Genomic DNA, 16,447 nt, shown 5'->3' on the forward strand with positions numbered 1-16,447 from the left:
ATGAGCAGTTTTTTTAGTTTGCATTTAATTATTCAGCACTTAAACTTTCAATTGGATCAAGCTTAGCAGCCCGCCCAGCAGGAAGAAGGGCAGCAAGTAAGTTAATAATCACTGCGACTACGATTCCAAAGATTGCGTTTCCAGGCGTAATTTGAATGATGGAGTAATGAATTGCACCACTAGCGGCGGAATTGATCCCCCATTCGATCAAGTAGGCTACGATGGTAGCTGAAATGGATGAGAATAAACCAAGCAGTAATGATTCGCTAAAGAATAATCCCCGAACGTTACCCTTAGTAACCCCGAGAGCACGGAGAATTCCGATTTCCTTCGTCCGTTCAGCAACACTAATGTATAGCACAACGATAATCATGATGGCAGAAACTAGTAGTGAGATTCCGGCAATTGCAGCCAATACGTTCACTGCTAAGCTAATGTATGTGTTCAACGTGGAAACGATTGAACCGGCACCAGTAATTTGGAAGTCCTTCTTACCATTAGCATCCTTTAAAGCCTTGATCTTATCTTGAGTTGGGTTCACTTCTGCAACCCCACCCTTGATGTTAGCAGTCACAAAGTTGGTCTTAAGGGTTTGCTTATTATCCTTGTAGATGCCCTTTAAGGTATCGTAACTTACTGAAATGATTGGTGAAGCACTGTCAGAAATCCCACTTACAGTAACCTTCTTGCTCATTTGAACTGGTTGACCATTCTTACCACTAGCAGCAAATGAAAGGGTAATTTCCTTGCCAACTAATGACTTGTAGTCACTCTTAATCTTTTGAGCGATACTCTTTGGTAGTAATACGGTATTGCTTGCAGTCGGTTTGCTACCATTCTTGATACTCTTATCGAGCATCGTCGAATTGTAAGTCTGAAGCACTTGACCTTGCGTCGTCTTACCATTGTAGCTCAATTGGGGACTAACGGCCATGGCACCCTTTTCAACCGACTTAACGTTCTTAACATCCTTAATCTTATCGATATCCTTATCGGTAACATTAGATTTTAGGATTGCAGATGCGTCAGTTCCACTGTCAGACTTCCCCTTCGTTACTTGAACTGAGTTCGGGTTAATCTGATCGTATATTTGGTGGTTAATATAACCTTTAATCCCGTTTCCAAGCCCCAGCATGAAAATCACACTGAAGATTCCGATCGCACCCCCGAAGATAATCAAGAGGTTTCGCTTTAGATTATATGACATTTGTTGGAAAGCCATCTTGAACGTATCGATCAAATGAAGTGGATGTAACTTCATCCCACTTGATGGTTCAGTCTTATAAGCATCCCGCAACTTTTTGTCACTATCAATTTGACCACTGGCCATGTGAACCACACGGGTCCCGTAGGCAGCCACCTTATCGGAGTGGGTAACGGTCAACACTAATTTTCCTTCTGAAGCAATTTCATCCAACAACTTCAAAATTTCATCAGTATTTTGCGCATCCAAAGCCCCAGTTGGTTCATCGGCAATGATGATGTCTGGATCAGAAGCTAACGCCCGCGCAATTGCAACCCGTTGCTTTTGACCACCTGATAATTGGTTGGGGTGCTTATGAATGTGTTCACCCAAACCAACACGCTTTAATAGGTCTTCTGAACGCTTGTTTTGTTCAGAACGGGATAAATCACTCATTTCAAGAGCGACCCGCACGTTGTCTAAGATCGTCATGTGTCCGATCAAATTAAAGTTTTGGAAGATGAACCCAATTGTTTTCCGTCGGTATTCATCTAATTGTTTATCTGTATCGTGTTTGAGCGAATTACCATTTAGTAAAACGTCTCCCTCGTAGTTACTGTCTAACCCACCAATGATATTCATTAAAGTGGATTTCCCACCACCAGATTCACCAAGTAGTGAAACAAATTCACCATGGTTAAATTCTAGGCTAATCCCCTTCAGGACTTTGAATTCTTGCTTACCAAGATAATAGGACTTTTGAATATCCTTTAATTCAAGTAAAGCCATCTGCGTTCTCCTCTCAAAATTGAATCTTTTTTAATGTGTTTGTTAACTTTGTTTCCAATAGTATATCAAAATATAACAATCGTTAAAAGTAATTTAACTCAAAAAAAGAATTAAAATTATCTAAAGACCTAAAATTAGAATTTATATTTGTAAAAATGTGCATATCAGTGTACGATATAAAAATCGTGAATTTTCACATTCGTTGTATTTTACAACCTTTAGAATTAAAATTAAATATAAATAGATAATTAATAAGGAGCGATTAACATGGAAATCAAGTGGCACTTAGAATCATTCGAACATTTAATGAACGATGAAATTTGGCAAATTTACGCACGTCGGGTTCAAGTATTTGTAGTTGAACAAAACCGTGCTTTTCAAGAAATTGATCGATTAGATAAACATGCCTTTCATCTCTGGGCAACTGATGAAAACGATAAAGTCGTTGCCTATGCAAGAATCTATCGTGAAGAAGACTACATTTCATTTGGTCGAGTCCTTACAACTCCAGATACCCGTGGGACTGGAATGGGCAAGGCCTTAATGGACCATGTCATGAAGGCCATCGCTGAAAACTATCCTGGCGAACCAGTTAAAATCCATGCTCAAGCAGATAAGGAACACTTCTACGAAAAATTCGGCTTTGTTGCCCATGGTGAGCAATATACTCACATCCATACTCCCCACATCTTCATGGTGAAGGAAAAATAATTAACCCCGAATGGTCAATCCACCAATGGATTGGCCATTTTTAATTTGGCATTTTAATCGCTACTAATAATTATGTTAAGATAATCAACTATTGTTGATTAAGAAGAGTATAATTACTTTTAAATTAAAATACAAACGACATTTATTAAACAAAAGTTGATTAAAGTAGAGAAAGGGTTGATTGAATGGGGAAACAGGATTTAAGAATTAAAAAATCGAAGCATGCAATCAAAGCTGCTTTTTGGAATTTGATCATCCAAAAGGGTCTCAAAAATGTTACTACCAAGGAAATTATTAATGAGGCTGGCGTTAATCGCACTACTTTTTATAATCACTATGCTAATCAATCAGCATTATTATCTGAAATTGAAAATGATCTAATCGATCGAATTAACAAAGAAGCTAACCACTTTCCAATAGATGAAACTCTAAACAGTATCCCATGGCAGGCCTATTATAAAAAAATCATTAACGTAATTTATGAAAACGGTACCTACATCAAAACGTTGATCGATAATGATGAATCACAATTTTTACAAAGGGCCGTGCATCAAAATCGCATCTCATTAAAAGAAAATAACATTCTGGATAAAATTACCATCCCTGAGCGATACGTAGTCGAAGGATTATTTGGCCTAGCCACCACCATCATCTATGAATGGATTCGTTCTGGGTACAAAGAAACCCCTGATGAATTTTTAAAAATTTTTCAAAAAATGATTCAACCAGTTCTAATTAGTAATAATATTTTAAGATAAATATTATTTATCGCAATAATGATCAACCCCTACAGTTAAAAACAGTTTAAAATAAAAAAATTCCGCAATTGCGGAATTTTTTTATTAATGCTATTTAATTGGGGTAGTTGTTTTAAGAATTTCTGGTTTCCAAAGCATTAATAGGTAACCATATCCTTGTGAATCAAAAGTTAAATCTTCAAATTCACGACCCGTATTAAAGGAAATGTAATTAACATCTGATGGTTGAACGGTCCCTGCACCTAATTTATCAGCTGGAACTGAAGTAATGATATCATCTGAAACAATGTATAAACGATTATTAACTGGGTTATATGAAAGTCCTTGGTTATGCGTCCCACCCCAATTGATCGTCTGTTGAACTGGAGCAAAGCTAACCTGACCAGTTGTTTCGTTTAATTGTCCCTTGAAAATTTGATACTTCTTACCAGACTTACGTCCAAAGTATGCGTTCCCATCGTTATCAAAAGTTAAAGTATGCAATGCATAATTTGAATTATTGTGTAGCATTTGGAAATTAAACTGTTTAATTGGTTGTAGGGTATTTGAATCCAATTCAGTAATTACGTTACTACCATTCATAGCTAGATCACCAGAGGTTTCATCTTGCGCCAAGTAAAGGTTCTTCGTAGCTGGATTGTAAGAAAGTGTCTGACCATGCCCGATATTAATTAAAGGACTAATTTGAGCAGCATGGGCAATTTCGGAATACTTAGCAAAATCAACTTGGTTTTGGGATAGTTGATCAATTGCCTTTTGAGCATCAACCACAGCTTGGTTGGCATCATCAACAGCTTGTTGATCTTGACTCACTAAGTCATTAGCATCCTTGACGTTTTGGGTATTAGTAATCCAATTCTTAGCAAAACCATTCTTAAATTGATCAATATATGAATTGTTAGTAGCTTTTTTATTTTTAATAGCAGTCTTTTGAGCAGTCAACTTAGCTAACTTTTTAGTAAGTGGAGCGAGCTTCTTTACATATTCATCCTTAGAAATCTTCTTAAGCTTAGTCTTGTTATCAGTACTACTAGAATCACTAGAACTAGCGCTACTATCACTAGCTACATTCGATGAATTACTACTATCAGCACTGCTATTGTCATCACTGGAACTAGCTGCACTGGATGCATTTGCTGCACTTGCTGCAGTATCATCTGCACTACTATCAGCAGTTAAATCACTATCATCAGCGGATGATGAGCTATTGGAATTAACATCCGTTTCTGTTTTTAAAGTAATCTTTTTAGGGGTTTTGCCCTTGTAAGCAGCCTTTAAATCGCTCATTGATTGTAGAACTTGTTGTTCCTTTGCAATCAACTTGTTTAACCGTTCATCATAAGCACTATTGGCAGTTTGTAAAGTCGTCACAAAATTATCCAAAGTCAATTTGACTGGCTTAGGAGTGCTTTTGTCGGTTTTCTTATCAATTTTATAAGCATTGTTTATTTGGGTTTGAATCTTTTTGATTTGCTTATTAGCTAATTTAGCATCATTATTAACTTGTTTTTGGTAATCATCAACTTCTTGTTGGTCACTAGCCATTTGATCCTTAGCATTTTGCACCTGGTTTTGTGTACTCTTTAAGTTGCTATTAGCATCATCTAAGTAAGATTGATAGTTAGCATACAACGAAGAATGATTATTTCCCGACTTAGTATAAGGTGAAATGTACTTCAACGCCTTCCAAACTAAGTCAATTCCATTCCCGTTATCAGATAAAACCCCCATTTGCTTCAAATCATTAATATTATAACGAACAATGGCCCCCTGATTCGTACCAGTTCCCATTGATTCAACAACATAGATGTTATCGCCGACCTGAACTGAACTTTGGTAGTTACCATGTTCGGTATCCTTAACGTGAAAACCTTCTGGAAGGTAATAATAAGTATTAAAAGTGGTACTCCCATCTTGAGAAGTATAACTATCCGCTTTATTTTGAACATTCATATCCAACTTCGTATGAACATACTTAGCAGGCACAGTCACCTTAGGTGCGGTAGTCGCAACGTTTTGTATCGAGCTATCGCTATAACTAGCCATTGCATTGGAAGTATTCGTTTCTTGTTGAATATTAGTATTAGTATTAGGAACGCTATAAAATTGTTCAGCAGCAGATACCTTCGTATGTTGTTGTGAATAGCCAAACGCAAATATACCTAATGAAATTGCAGAGATTGCTCCTATTCTGACCCATTTATTCATTGTAAATAATTCTCCTATCCTATATGTAATCATTAATCTATATTTTACAACATCCTTTCATAAATATCCTATTTTCATTCTAAATGTTATAATATGGTAATAATTAGTAATGAAAGGAAACATTAATGAAAAACTATCAAAATACTAATGATCAGTTTCAAATTGGTCAACAATTTACTTTAAATACCAAACCGGAGTTTGACAGAATGGGTGTCAACGGTGAAGCTGTTGGTTACGTTGAACGGACATTAGTCTTTATCCAAGGAGCCCTACCTAAGGAACGGGTCACGATCGAAATTACCGATACCTACCACCACTATCTAAGAGCTAAGGTCGTAAACATTATTACCCCTAGCCCCTATCGAGTTACCCCGCGCGATGATTACGCAGAATCAGTGGGTGGATTTGAACTAGAGGCAATGGCATACCCTGCCCAATTAAGATATAAAAAAGAAATCGTTAGACAATCACTTTATAAATACCAACCAATTGGGTTTGAAAGTTATAAAATTCACAACACCATGGGGATGAAAGATCCTTATGGTTATCGCAATAAGGCCCAATTTCAAATTCGCAAACGCGATGGCAAGGTCATTGCTGGATTATATAAAACGCGTAGTCACGACCTAGTCGATCTAAAAACGTGTTCAGTCCAATATCCAGTCACAATGAAAGTAATGCGAGCAGTCGTCAACATGATCCAAGAACTCGAGATTCCAGTATACGATGAATCTAATCATTCTGGAATTATCAAAACCGTCGTTGTTCGTGCATCATTACACACTGATGACGTGCAGGTCGTTTTCATTACTAATACACAAAAATTTGTTAAACAGCATCGGATGTTAATGAAGATTGCCCTCCAGCTGCCAGAAGTAACCTCAGTTATGCAAAACGTAAACCCAGGCGATACTCCATTAGTATGGGGCGATGAAACGATCCTCCTTGCTGGCGATCCATTTATTGTCGAAAAGATTGGTGGATTAGAATTTGAATTATCAGCACGTGCTTTTTTACAGCTTAATCCATTTATGACCCCCCAACTATATGAAGTAGCAATCAATGCGCTTGATTTAGACGGGAACGAACGATTAGTTGATGCCTATTCTGGAGTCGGGACAATTGGGTTGCCGCTTGCTAAGCACGTTAAGGAAGTGCGTGGAATGGATACGATTGCAGAAGCCATAGAAGATGCCAATCAAAATGCAGGTATTAATGGCATCAAAAACGCTCATTACTACGTCGGTAAGGCCGAAGATCTAATCCCTGAGTGGATCAATGATGGCTGGACACCAGATGCAATAATTGTTGATCCACCTAGAACTGGTTTAGCTGAACCATTATTAGATGCGATTTTGGATGTTGCTCCTCAAAAATTCGTCTATGTTTCTTGTAATCCTGCCACGATGGCCCGTGACCTAGTAGCATTAAGTCGTATCTACCGCGTTGATTTCATTCAACCAATCGATATGATGCCCCAAACCGCTCGCGTAGAAGCGGTCGTTAAATTTACCCGTAAGTAAACACTTTGTTTTAAAAAAGTGCTAATTAGTGTTACGCTATTTTATAAAATAAAAGGAAAGTAGGGATTTGCATTGCAGGATCCATTTGGAAATGGAATGATTCCGATTCCACCGAATTATGCAACTTTCAAAAATCCGCACACTGGTGAACTGAAGATTAGTAAAGTTGGATTTTCTTATACTTCATTAATTTTCGAATTTATTCCAGCCATTTTTAGGGGCGATTGGTACAATTTTTGTTGTATCGTTTTCATTAACGTCACGTTGGGAATGACTCTGGCACTCATAATTGGTAAACCCCTTGATTTTGCTTATCAATACACGGAAATTATTATGCACTTCATCTGGGGCTTTTTATATAATCGGATGTATTGTCGGCATCTATCAAATATTGGTTTTGTTCCAACCGATGAACGCTCTGCGGCATTATTATTTAAACACAAATATATTAAAACAAAATAAAAAGCTGACCATTGAATTGGCCAGCTTTTTATTTTAATTAACGCTTAATTTCTACTCGAATATCGACGCCTTCATTAGGATTCAATTGTTCATCATAAGTGAAATTAGCTTCTTGGAAATACTTCTTAATTTCTGAATTAATTTCTTCCAATGGACGTTTGTCATTATCTTGACGATGTAGAACTAGTGTATATTCCTTATTATCATCATCAGTATGTTCAAAATCATATAAAACGTCAACTGTATTTAAAATTTCTTGAATTAATTTCCGTTCTGAATTTTCCATAATCAATTCCCTCTCAACTAAATAGTATACAATTTTCATTTTATTCCGTTAGTATCAATTTATAAAGTAAAAAGCTCTCAATTAAATCAACGAACGATCCGCCTTGCTTATGAAACTACCCTTCCCATCAACAATTTGGTAGTTACGATCAACGTATTTAATTAACCGTGCATCATGGGTGATCAATAGCACCGTTTTATGTTGCTCATGTGCAATTTGCTTAAAAATCGTCATGATTTGAACTGCCCTTTTTCCATCCAATGCGGCGGTTGGTTCGTCAGCTAAAATAATGTTAGGGTTGGGATACATTGCCCGTGCGATTGCGACTCGTTGTTTCTGACCGCCTGATAATTGATCTGGATATTGGTTCATTAAATCAGTAATTGATAAATCATCACAGAGCTGCTTGAATTCAGCTGAACCCATATTGCCGCTGGGTTTAACGCGATCAACTAGTTCAAATTGTTCACTTACGGTCAAGTATGGCACTAGATTATATGATTGAAGGATAAAACCGAGCTGCGCTAGTCTAAACTGGCCTTGTTGACGCTTATTCATCTTTCCATAATCATTTCCATCAATATCCAATTGACCACTAGTTGGCGATAAAATTCCACCAATGATTTTCAAAAAAGTACTCTTTCCAGATCCAGATGGTCCCGTAATCGATATCAATTCACCCGAATCAGCCGTAAAATTAATTCCTTGAAGCGCCTTGGTTGCACTTGAACCGTTCCCATAAATTTTTTCAATTTGATGCAGCTTAATTGTTTCCATATTCACTAACCTCCAATAACCGTTGCAGGATCAATCTTAGCAACCGTTCGCATTGGAATAATGGCCCCCAATGCAGTGATCACAATAATTGCGAATGCCACCAGTCCTAGCCACCCTAAATTAAATTGAATTGGGACGCTACTTGGAATTACTAACGCCGTTAAAAATGTCAATCCACCGCTAACTATAATTCCTGCAATTGCTAATATCAACGCTTGGCAAACAATGCTTTTTAATAGGTAAAAGTTGCTAATTCCTTGAACTTTCATCACTGCTAAAAATGGAATTTTCTGAATTGTTAAAACATACAAGAAAATCGCAATAATAAATAGGGTGATCACCAATAAGAAACCGATCATAAAGTTAAAAGTATTATTTTGAGCAGTATAACCCGGTAGCTTATTAATAAATTCACCGATTGAAAGCATTTGGGTCCCACTGACCTTATCAATGTTAGCAGAGTGTTTCAAAACAATTGCACTCACCATTGCAACGTTTTGGTTCCCAAATTTAGCTTCTTGAACAGCCTTAGTATTAGCATAAATAACTGGCGCAATGCTCAACTTAGCATTATTAGTCGTCCCCACAATTTGGTAACGTGTTGAACGATTAGCAATCTTGATCCACTCACCAATATGATAGCCATTGGTTTTAACCAAACTGTCATCAACTACAACTTCATGCTCATTTTTAAACTTTCTTCCTGCTTCGATTTTTAAATCCTTATAAATCGGTTGCCCAGAATTAATTCCGATGATTTGCGTATTTAACTTTTCACCATTGCCATTGCTAGTAACGTTTGCATTTAATTGAACGATGGCAGAGCTTCCAGTAACATGGTCGTATTTAGCAGCTTGTTTCTTCGTCAAATTGGATTGAGTCAAAGAACCATTTGCTTCATTGTTTAATACAATTTGTTGAGCATCCCAAGAATCGATGGCCAACCGATTCGAAGATGATAATCCATTCGCTAACCCCGTCAGAACAAAAATTAAATATGCGATCAAGACTAATACTAACCCGATTAATCCATATCTAAATTTATATTTTTTAATTTCCCTTAATCCTAAAAACATACTAGTGCGTCCCTTCTAATAATCCTTGGTTTATAATCATCAACATCGTCTTTAAATCAGCTAGTTCAACCTGTTCGTCAGCACCGATTAAAATCGAGCGAATTGCATTATGACTAGCAGCAGTCGCCGCTTTATAAACCACTGCGACCACATTTGCATCATCGATCAAATTACCGTTCACGATCATTACCAAACGATCCATGCTCATACTATGATAATCAAATGGTAGTGATTTTAAATTGTATTGATTATACGCAACGTGCATTCGATAAAAATCACGGTATCGAGATTGATTGATCTGTGCAATGAAATCAACAGTCGATTGATAAAAACTATCCAGAGTATTTTGATGCTCATTTTTAATCATCTTAAAAACATCAAAATGAACGGCATCTAATACCCTTCTTAAAACGTAATTGTAACTATCCGTAATATCATCAAAATATTTATAAAATGACCCCCGTGCAATATCACAATTCTTAATGATCCTTGCTACTTGGGCATCTAATAATTTATGTTCTGAAAATTCACTTAATAGTGCATTAAAAACTAATTCTTGTTTAGTTTCATTTAAATTCATAAATGTTTTCGTTGGCATGATTAATTCTCCTTAGTGACACGGTGTCATTTTTAGTGATTTTAATTCTATCATTGCTATGACACCGTGTCAATATATAAACATTTTTAATTCTCAAATGATATTAGTATCTTATTTGATTCATTTCTTTTAGAATGGAAGTAGAATATTTTTAGATAATTACGAAAGAGTGAATAATAATGACAGATAATGAAAGATTGTTGGATATCAAAAATGGTTATAATTTTCGCGATATTGGTGGTTATCCTACCAAGGATGGTCGAACTACTAAATGGCATAAAGTGATTCGATCTGGTAATTTAGCGGAGCTAGATCAAGCTGACCAAAACTATCTTCAAAAATATGGCATTACTAACGATATTGATTTGAGATCAAAGATGGAAAGAGACTCAGAACCAGATTTAGTCCCAGAGGGCGTTAAATATTCTAAAAACCCCATTTTTGAACAAAAAGAAAGACGAACTGCAGATGTAATGAAAGAGCTTTACTCTGAAGACCCTACGGTTGGGAAACTACACATGAAACATGTCTATGAAAACCTAATCGAAAGTCCAATTGCACGTAATTCTTACCGTAAGTTATTTCAAATTCTTTTAAAAGACTCAAATGGTGGATCAATAATTCACTGTTCACAAGGTAAAGATCGCACTGGAATGGGCATCGTAATGCTATTATTCGTGCTAGGCGTTGATGAAAAAGATATCAAGGAAAATTATTTAGAATCAGCTAAACAAATGGTTCCATACGTGCAAAAGAAGATTAAAGAGTATGAACGTTATGATATTAATAATATCTGTAAGGAAAACATAACTGCCCTTTACACGGTATCAATTGATTATTACAATGCTGCCATGGGTAAAATTAAGGAACTATATGGAAACATGGATAACTTTATCCATGAATACCTTGAATTGAGCGATGAAGATATCGCAACATTAAGGAATGAATACCTAACTAAATAAATCACTATTTATGGAGGGATAATGATGTCAAAGCATAGTAAATTACCATTCATTTTGGGAATTCCAATTGCTGCTGCAGCTGGGACTTTCGCATTGAGTGAATACTTTTTTAAAATTGGAATGGCACGGCGAACCAAAAAGCCACGCCCATCCAGAACACTATTGCCATATGCTAAAGAATATTACCGTTGCTTAAATTGGTATCGTAAAATTCCAAAACAAACTTGGTACAACTCAGATGCAGATACAAACGAAACCATGGTTGCGGATTTCATTCCTAATGAAACTCCCACTAAAAAAACGGTTATCATTGCCCACGGTTATAATGGGACTCGTGAGACCATGTCTGGATACGCTAAAATGTACTACGACATGGGCTTTAACGTATTGCTACCAGATGATCGCGGTCATGGTGAAAGTGCCGGTAAATATGTCAGCTTTGGTTGGTTAGATCAAAAGGACTACCTCGCTTGGATCGATAAGTTAATTAATCAAATTGGTGAAGATAGTAAAATCTTGTTGTTCGGAGTCAGTATGGGAGCTGGAATCGTTTCAATGCTGAGTGGTGCAGAGCTACCGCATCAAGTTGAGGCAATCATTGCCGATTGTGGATACTCAAGCGTTCGTGCGGAACTGAAGTACCTACTAAAATATAGATATAATCTTCCAGAATATCCTTTTGAGGCCCTTGTCAGTTCGATCAATAAACGCCGTTTGGGATACTATTTAAATGATGCTTCCACTACCAAACAATTGAAGAAAAATCACCTACCAATTTTAATTATTCATGGAAGCGAGGACACTTACGTTCCGACTTTTATGGCATATGAAAATTACAGCGCTTCTGATTCACCAAAACAACTATGGATTGTAAACGGTGCTAAGCATGCTGAAAGTTTTTGGAAAAAACCAGTTGAGTATCAAAAACGCGTTAGCGATTTTTTAAAAACCTATTTCAACTAAAAAAATAACCATTCACAAATGTGAATGGTTATTTTTTTAATTGAACCGATATGCTTTAATATCTGCTTTATGTTGCGTAATAAATTGAAGTTGATTATCAGTTGAAAGCTTTAAAATGGTATAAATCTTACCTAATTCAGGAATTGAAACCTCAATCGAACTTTTATCAATGTAAAAAATAAACTTTCGTGCAGGATGGTCCAATAAATTAGATAAGTCGCTTGCCCCACTCAATTGGCTAAATGGTTGCGAAATCGTAACGTTATTCTGTTGATTATTTTTACCATTGGAAAAGACATTTACATTAGTCGTAGTATCATTTTGAATCATTGAAAAAACATTTTGTTGGACTGGCTTTTTAAATGTCACCACAATTTTGCTACTCGTATTAGTTCCAGTTAGCGTTAAACCCTTACTTTTTTTCTTATGGTAGAAAAGACTGTTATTAGGTTCAACTACCTTTTCATTTAATACCCCATTTTGCAAAGTTAAAATGCGAGGTAGGGTAAACGAACCAATATGATAATTATTGTTGGCTTTCATAAAGTTATCATAACCACGGTTCCAGTTACCAATCCACCCAATCATAATGATTTGCTTTCCTTCTGAATCCATTGGTTCATAGTTGGCAGCATAATCATCCGAACCATTATCGATTCGCCGAACGGTTTTACTATCCGCAATAAATAAACCATCATCATTAATATGACCAACTTGGTAGTATAGCCCCTTACCATTATTACCACCATCCCCACTAAATAGTAGGACTGATTTTTCTTGATGGGTATCATAATCATAAACATTCCGAATTACGTTAGGACATTCTAACATACTAGGGGCTGTATCATTCATTGCTGGATTAAACGAAGCGCTATTGCCAATATCCTTCCAAGTGTTCGCAGATCCATCTGGACTAGTAAAAGTCCGAATCTGATCGCCCCCACCGTTGGAATCACCCTGAGCAATATACATTACGATTTGATTTTTATTTGCATCCCATAGCACCTTCGGATCACGAAACGCACCGCCTTGACTAAACTGTGTCATTACAGGCGCGTTTTGTGCTGGTTGAAAATTAACACCACCATCGACCGAGTATGCTTCGTAAACATTCTGGCGTCCCTGCGTAAAACCGGTAAAGAACGCCAACATTGCATTGGATGGCAAATTTTTATTAACAATATGACCATTTTGATCATTCATCATTACGGAACCAGTCGCTACGGATTCCCATCCACCAGTATTCCGTGGAATTGCAATCCCACGATTAACAAACGACTTAAAATCTTTCGTTTGGACTAATGCCCATTCTGTATTACTATCAACGTTTTTTTGATCATTAGATAGATAGTAGATATTCCAAACATTTCCGACCTTTATAATTGATTGAATATCATTCATAAATCCAGTTGGAATGTTGTAATGATAACGTTGTGTAAAAGTATTTTTATTTAACAGGTTGTTTGATGCTGTTTCAATCGTGCTAACTGAATCTTGATTGACGTAATAAAGGTTATTATTATACATCGCAGGAACCTTATCTTTAACTAGATAATCAGCAGTTTGCACCTGCGTATTATCACTTACTAACGAATCAGTAACGTTATCATTAACTGGATTATTATAAAGCTTAGTATCAGAATCAATATAAGAATCATTGAACTGCTTTTTCAAAACAACTCCATTAACAATGTTAGTGGCGGATTGAATAATTGAATTGGCAGCATTTTGACCTAACGGTACGGCATTCATTGGATCAGTCGCAATTGTATTATTGGCAGCGTTAGCAGAAACACTAAATTGACTTTGTTGCTTTTTATCAACTTGACCAACTATCTGAGAGCTAGCAAATGCAGCGCTATTGACTTGTGATTGGGCAAGTTGAACAGCACTCTGGCCAAAATTAAACGTGGGAATAATATCAGCAGCGGCAGGGCTAGTTAAGGTAGTATCTGTTTCAATGAACGAAAATAATGCGAATGTAGAAGCAGAAAAAATTAACCATTTTAAATTACTTTTAATCTTATATCGATATTTTAATTTCATTTTAATTCCCACCCTTACTGTTAATTACTTAGTGCTCTGTGAAAACGGACTCGTCATGTTAGTCGCCGTATTGGTCGTTGTCCCACTAGTACCCGTGGTATCGGCAAATGTACTTGCCGTAAGGGCCCCCTGTGGCAAGATTGAGTTTGCGACCACACTTGTGGTATCACCATTAATGTTGATCATAAAACTAGGGGCAAATGTAGCATGACCCCCACGTAACTTTGCATCCCCCGCCTTGGTCATATAACTAGTTACGACCAAGTTATTGCTATCAGGGTTATTAATCACAAAGTAAGAGTAGGTAAACCTTCTATTATCAGGGTTTAATTCAGTTGATGAAAGAACCACTCCACTACCACCATTCAATGGCTTGTATGGACCTGTCAACTTATCAGCAACGAACCCTAGCATAAAGATTCCCTTTCTACTGATGGTCCCCTTCAATAGATGGGTCCCACGGGTATCGGTGAATAAATACCACTTACCATTCTTCTTAAATAAGTTTGGTCGTTCTGTTTCATCATCAACCCCGTTGAAAGTCACCAATGGCTTCATGACCTTCTTAACGGTGTAGTTATTGTTTAACTCAAGGATTCCCAACGCACCATTTGTATATTGATTTCTAAGGCCGTTCCAAGTATTGCGATTCTTAACCAACTTCTTTTGGACCTTTTTTTGATACTTCTTGCTGCCACCAATATTAGCATAATTATAGTTATTATTGTCACTATAAGCAGCTCCGCTGAACTTAGTCCCAGTATTCCCCTCAAAGACCAAGTATTTATGCCCGTTATCTTCAATGTAATGGGGATCACGAAGCGTAAAATCATCAGCGGTATATTGAAGGGCTTCTCCAACCGTTTGATCTGCATTTTGATAGTATTTACCATCACCGAAGAAAATCGTCTTATGATCAGTAGTTGCACTGTGATCAATACTCAATCCATTACCAGTAGCATCTATTTTTAGCTTAGCAGTTGCCAAAACTTGTTGGTTATGGCCATTTCCACCATGCTTTTTGGCACCAGAAAACGCAGTGTAGAATAACCGCACGTGGTTATCATCTTGGAGAACGGAAGACCCAGACCATTCATCGGTTTGGAGTTTCAGATACTTGCTCTTTCCATCACTTCCATCTGTCCGAGAGGTAAATACTTTCCCGCCGTTGTACCATGATGAGATATCGCTGGTGTCAGTCCCGATTTTTTGATAGAACATGTAAATCGCAGCACCAAATTCAGCCCCGTTATCCTTATTAGTGGTAGGATCATCAGCCATCGCAAAGACCACGTGATAACCATTGTAATTTACTAAGTTACCCTTCCCATCTTGAAGTGGCCAACTATCCCAGACGTCCAATTGATCAGTTCGATCTTTATGGAGTCGATTCGTGATTCTCGCATTCGTTATATCAGAAATCGCAACGTTTTTGAAGCTAGGAACTTGATTCTTAGTTTCCTTAGCCGCAGCTGGAATTTTCTTCATATTATACCGAGTGTAGTGATTAGTTCCGTAGGTATCACTAAAGGTAATTGGTTTAGTAGTCAACTTGCTAGCATCAACATAAACTTTCTTGCCATCATAATTAGTAACGACCTTCCCAGAAGTGGCGTCAGTCTGTACTAACACATTATGATCCATAAGTTTACCAGCAGCCTTATCTGAGTCTGCACTCTTATAATATTGGGCTCCCTTTTGAGCGTACTTAAAACCAACCTTAGATAATTTAGTTCCTTGGATGTAACCGTGCTTAGTTCCATATGAATTTTTATAAGTTACTTTCATCCATTTAGAAAAGCCACGCCCCTTGCGCGTCACCTTAGAATTACGCCCTAAATATGACAAAGGAGTGCTGTTAGCATCAGCCTTAGTATATAAAATTGCAGAACTATTGACGTAATAAGTATTCGTAGAGTACTTTAATTCATGATAACCATAAAAACCACCAGCAACTAAGATTGCCACTAGTGCAACCGCGGCGCCACTAATCCAATATTTCCAATGGCCCCGACGGTCCTGTTGACTTCTTTTTTGCAACTTGTTCATCTCCGTTAATTAAACTTTTTAACTAACCTATATTAACATATAAAAAGTACTGCTTC

14 protein-coding genes are annotated in these 16,447 nt (G+C 37.0%); 6 read left to right on the forward strand and 8 right to left on the reverse strand.

The features are described from left to right. Nucleotides 1–28 precede the first annotated feature (28 nt). Nucleotides 29–1,972, reverse strand: a complete 1,944-nt coding sequence (locus ACSYTJ_RS06415) for an ABC transporter ATP-binding protein/permease (protein ID WP_491719781.1) — start codon at nucleotides 1,970–1,972, stop codon at nucleotides 29–31. 267 nt (nucleotides 1,973–2,239) lie between these two features. On the opposite strand from ACSYTJ_RS06415, the gene ACSYTJ_RS06420 reads away from it, so the two are divergent. Next, nucleotides 2,240–2,683 (forward strand): GNAT family N-acetyltransferase, encoded by a 444-nt coding sequence (locus tag ACSYTJ_RS06420; protein ID WP_491719782.1) that lies wholly within the window; start codon nucleotides 2,240–2,242, stop codon nucleotides 2,681–2,683. 185 nt (nucleotides 2,684–2,868) lie between these two features. Then, nucleotides 2,869–3,441, forward strand: a complete 573-nt coding sequence (locus tag ACSYTJ_RS06425; protein ID WP_491719783.1) for a TetR/AcrR family transcriptional regulator — start codon at nucleotides 2,869–2,871, stop codon at nucleotides 3,439–3,441. 90 nt (nucleotides 3,442–3,531) lie between these two features. On the opposite strand, the gene ACSYTJ_RS06430 is transcribed toward ACSYTJ_RS06425, so the two are convergent. Continuing rightward, nucleotides 3,532–5,649: a hypothetical protein gene (locus ACSYTJ_RS06430; RefSeq protein WP_491719784.1), complete on the reverse strand. Its 2,118-nt coding sequence runs from the start codon at nucleotides 5,647–5,649 to the stop codon at nucleotides 3,532–3,534. Nucleotides 5,650–5,774: 125 nt separating this feature from the next. On the opposite strand from ACSYTJ_RS06430, the gene rlmD reads away from it, so the two are divergent. Together rlmD and ACSYTJ_RS06440 are read left to right on the forward strand one after the other, a co-directional pair. Beyond that, nucleotides 5,775–7,172, forward strand: coding sequence for a 23S rRNA (uracil(1939)-C(5))-methyltransferase RlmD (rlmD, locus tag ACSYTJ_RS06435; RefSeq protein ID WP_491719785.1), 1,398 nt, complete (start codon nucleotides 5,775–5,777; stop codon nucleotides 7,170–7,172). 72 nt (nucleotides 7,173–7,244) lie between these two features. After that, the gene (locus ACSYTJ_RS06440) at nucleotides 7,245–7,634 is read left to right on the forward strand and encodes a hypothetical protein (protein ID WP_491716769.1); all 390 of its coding nucleotides are present in this window, start codon (nucleotides 7,245–7,247) and stop codon (nucleotides 7,632–7,634) included. Between the two features lie 37 nt (nucleotides 7,635–7,671). Here the strand turns inward: ACSYTJ_RS06440 and ACSYTJ_RS06445 are convergent, their stop codons facing one another. From ACSYTJ_RS06445 to ACSYTJ_RS06460, 4 genes are all read right to left on the reverse strand, one after another. Continuing rightward, nucleotides 7,672–7,920 (reverse strand): hypothetical protein, encoded by a 249-nt coding sequence (locus tag ACSYTJ_RS06445; RefSeq protein WP_491716770.1) that lies wholly within the window; start codon nucleotides 7,918–7,920, stop codon nucleotides 7,672–7,674. Nucleotides 7,921–8,001: 81 nt separating this feature from the next. Continuing rightward, the gene (locus ACSYTJ_RS06450) at nucleotides 8,002–8,697 is read right to left on the reverse strand and encodes an ABC transporter ATP-binding protein (RefSeq protein ID WP_491719786.1); all 696 of its coding nucleotides are present in this window, start codon (nucleotides 8,695–8,697) and stop codon (nucleotides 8,002–8,004) included. A gap of 5 nt (nucleotides 8,698–8,702) precedes the next feature. Continuing rightward, on the reverse strand, nucleotides 8,703–9,773 hold the full coding sequence (locus tag ACSYTJ_RS06455) for an ABC transporter permease (protein ID WP_491719787.1): 1,071 nt from the start codon (nucleotides 9,771–9,773) through the stop codon (nucleotides 8,703–8,705). Nucleotide 9,774: 1 nt separating this feature from the next. Further along, nucleotides 9,775–10,371 (reverse strand): TetR/AcrR family transcriptional regulator, encoded by a 597-nt coding sequence (locus ACSYTJ_RS06460; RefSeq protein ID WP_491719788.1) that lies wholly within the window; start codon nucleotides 10,369–10,371, stop codon nucleotides 9,775–9,777. Nucleotides 10,372–10,550: 179 nt separating this feature from the next. Between ACSYTJ_RS06460 and ACSYTJ_RS06465 the strand changes: the two genes are divergently transcribed. Then, nucleotides 10,551–11,333 (forward strand): tyrosine-protein phosphatase, encoded by a 783-nt coding sequence (locus ACSYTJ_RS06465; RefSeq protein ID WP_491716774.1) that lies wholly within the window; start codon nucleotides 10,551–10,553, stop codon nucleotides 11,331–11,333. Nucleotides 11,334–11,354: 21 nt separating this feature from the next. Further along, the gene (locus ACSYTJ_RS06470; RefSeq protein WP_491716775.1) at nucleotides 11,355–12,296 is read left to right on the forward strand and encodes an alpha/beta hydrolase; all 942 of its coding nucleotides are present in this window, start codon (nucleotides 11,355–11,357) and stop codon (nucleotides 12,294–12,296) included. A 36-nt stretch (nucleotides 12,297–12,332) separates the two neighbouring features. Here ACSYTJ_RS06470 and ACSYTJ_RS06475 read toward each other — a convergent pair whose 3' ends face one another. Together ACSYTJ_RS06475 and ACSYTJ_RS06480 are read right to left on the reverse strand one after the other, a co-directional pair. Beyond that, on the reverse strand, nucleotides 12,333–14,342 hold the full coding sequence (locus ACSYTJ_RS06475) for a glycoside hydrolase family protein (protein WP_491719789.1): 2,010 nt from the start codon (nucleotides 14,340–14,342) through the stop codon (nucleotides 12,333–12,335). 24 nt (nucleotides 14,343–14,366) lie between these two features. After that, nucleotides 14,367–16,382 carry a glycoside hydrolase family 68 protein gene (locus ACSYTJ_RS06480; protein WP_491719790.1) on the reverse strand — a complete coding sequence of 672 codons (2,016 nt, stop codon included), beginning with the start codon at nucleotides 16,380–16,382 and terminating at the stop codon, nucleotides 14,367–14,369. Nucleotides 16,383–16,447: the final 65 nt, after the last annotated feature.

The sequence above is a fragment of the Nicoliella sp. ESL1113 genome (assembly GCF_058509245.1).

What these genes read in the sequence shown, in the direction of transcription:
- ACSYTJ_RS06420 (WP_491719782.1), top strand. Translation starts at nt 2,240, where the DNA reads ATGGAAATCAAGTGGCACTTAGAATCATTCGAACATTTAATGAACGAT.
- rlmD (WP_491719785.1), top strand. Translation starts at nt 5,775, where the DNA reads ATGAAAAACTATCAAAATACTAATGATCAGTTTCAAATTGGTCAACAA.
- ACSYTJ_RS06450 (WP_491719786.1), bottom strand. Translation starts at nt 8,697, where the DNA reads ATGGAAACAATTAAGCTGCATCAAATTGAAAAAATTTATGGGAACGGT.
- ACSYTJ_RS06460 (WP_491719788.1), bottom strand. Translation starts at nt 10,371, where the DNA reads ATGCCAACGAAAACATTTATGAATTTAAATGAAACTAAACAAGAATTA.
- ACSYTJ_RS06425 (WP_491719783.1), top strand. Translation starts at nt 2,869, where the DNA reads ATGGGGAAACAGGATTTAAGAATTAAAAAATCGAAGCATGCAATCAAA.
- ACSYTJ_RS06415 (WP_491719781.1), bottom strand. Translation starts at nt 1,972, where the DNA reads ATGGCTTTACTTGAATTAAAGGATATTCAAAAGTCCTATTATCTTGGT.
- ACSYTJ_RS06445 (WP_491716770.1), bottom strand. Translation starts at nt 7,920, where the DNA reads ATGGAAAATTCAGAACGGAAATTAATTCAAGAAATTTTAAATACAGTT.
- ACSYTJ_RS06430 (WP_491719784.1), bottom strand. Translation starts at nt 5,649, where the DNA reads ATGAATAAATGGGTCAGAATAGGAGCAATCTCTGCAATTTCATTAGGT.
- ACSYTJ_RS06455 (WP_491719787.1), bottom strand. Translation starts at nt 9,773, where the DNA reads ATGTTTTTAGGATTAAGGGAAATTAAAAAATATAAATTTAGATATGGA.
- ACSYTJ_RS06465 (WP_491716774.1), top strand. Translation starts at nt 10,551, where the DNA reads ATGACAGATAATGAAAGATTGTTGGATATCAAAAATGGTTATAATTTT.
- ACSYTJ_RS06470 (WP_491716775.1), top strand. Translation starts at nt 11,355, where the DNA reads ATGATGTCAAAGCATAGTAAATTACCATTCATTTTGGGAATTCCAATT.
- ACSYTJ_RS06475 (WP_491719789.1), bottom strand. Translation starts at nt 14,342, where the DNA reads ATGAAATTAAAATATCGATATAAGATTAAAAGTAATTTAAAATGGTTA.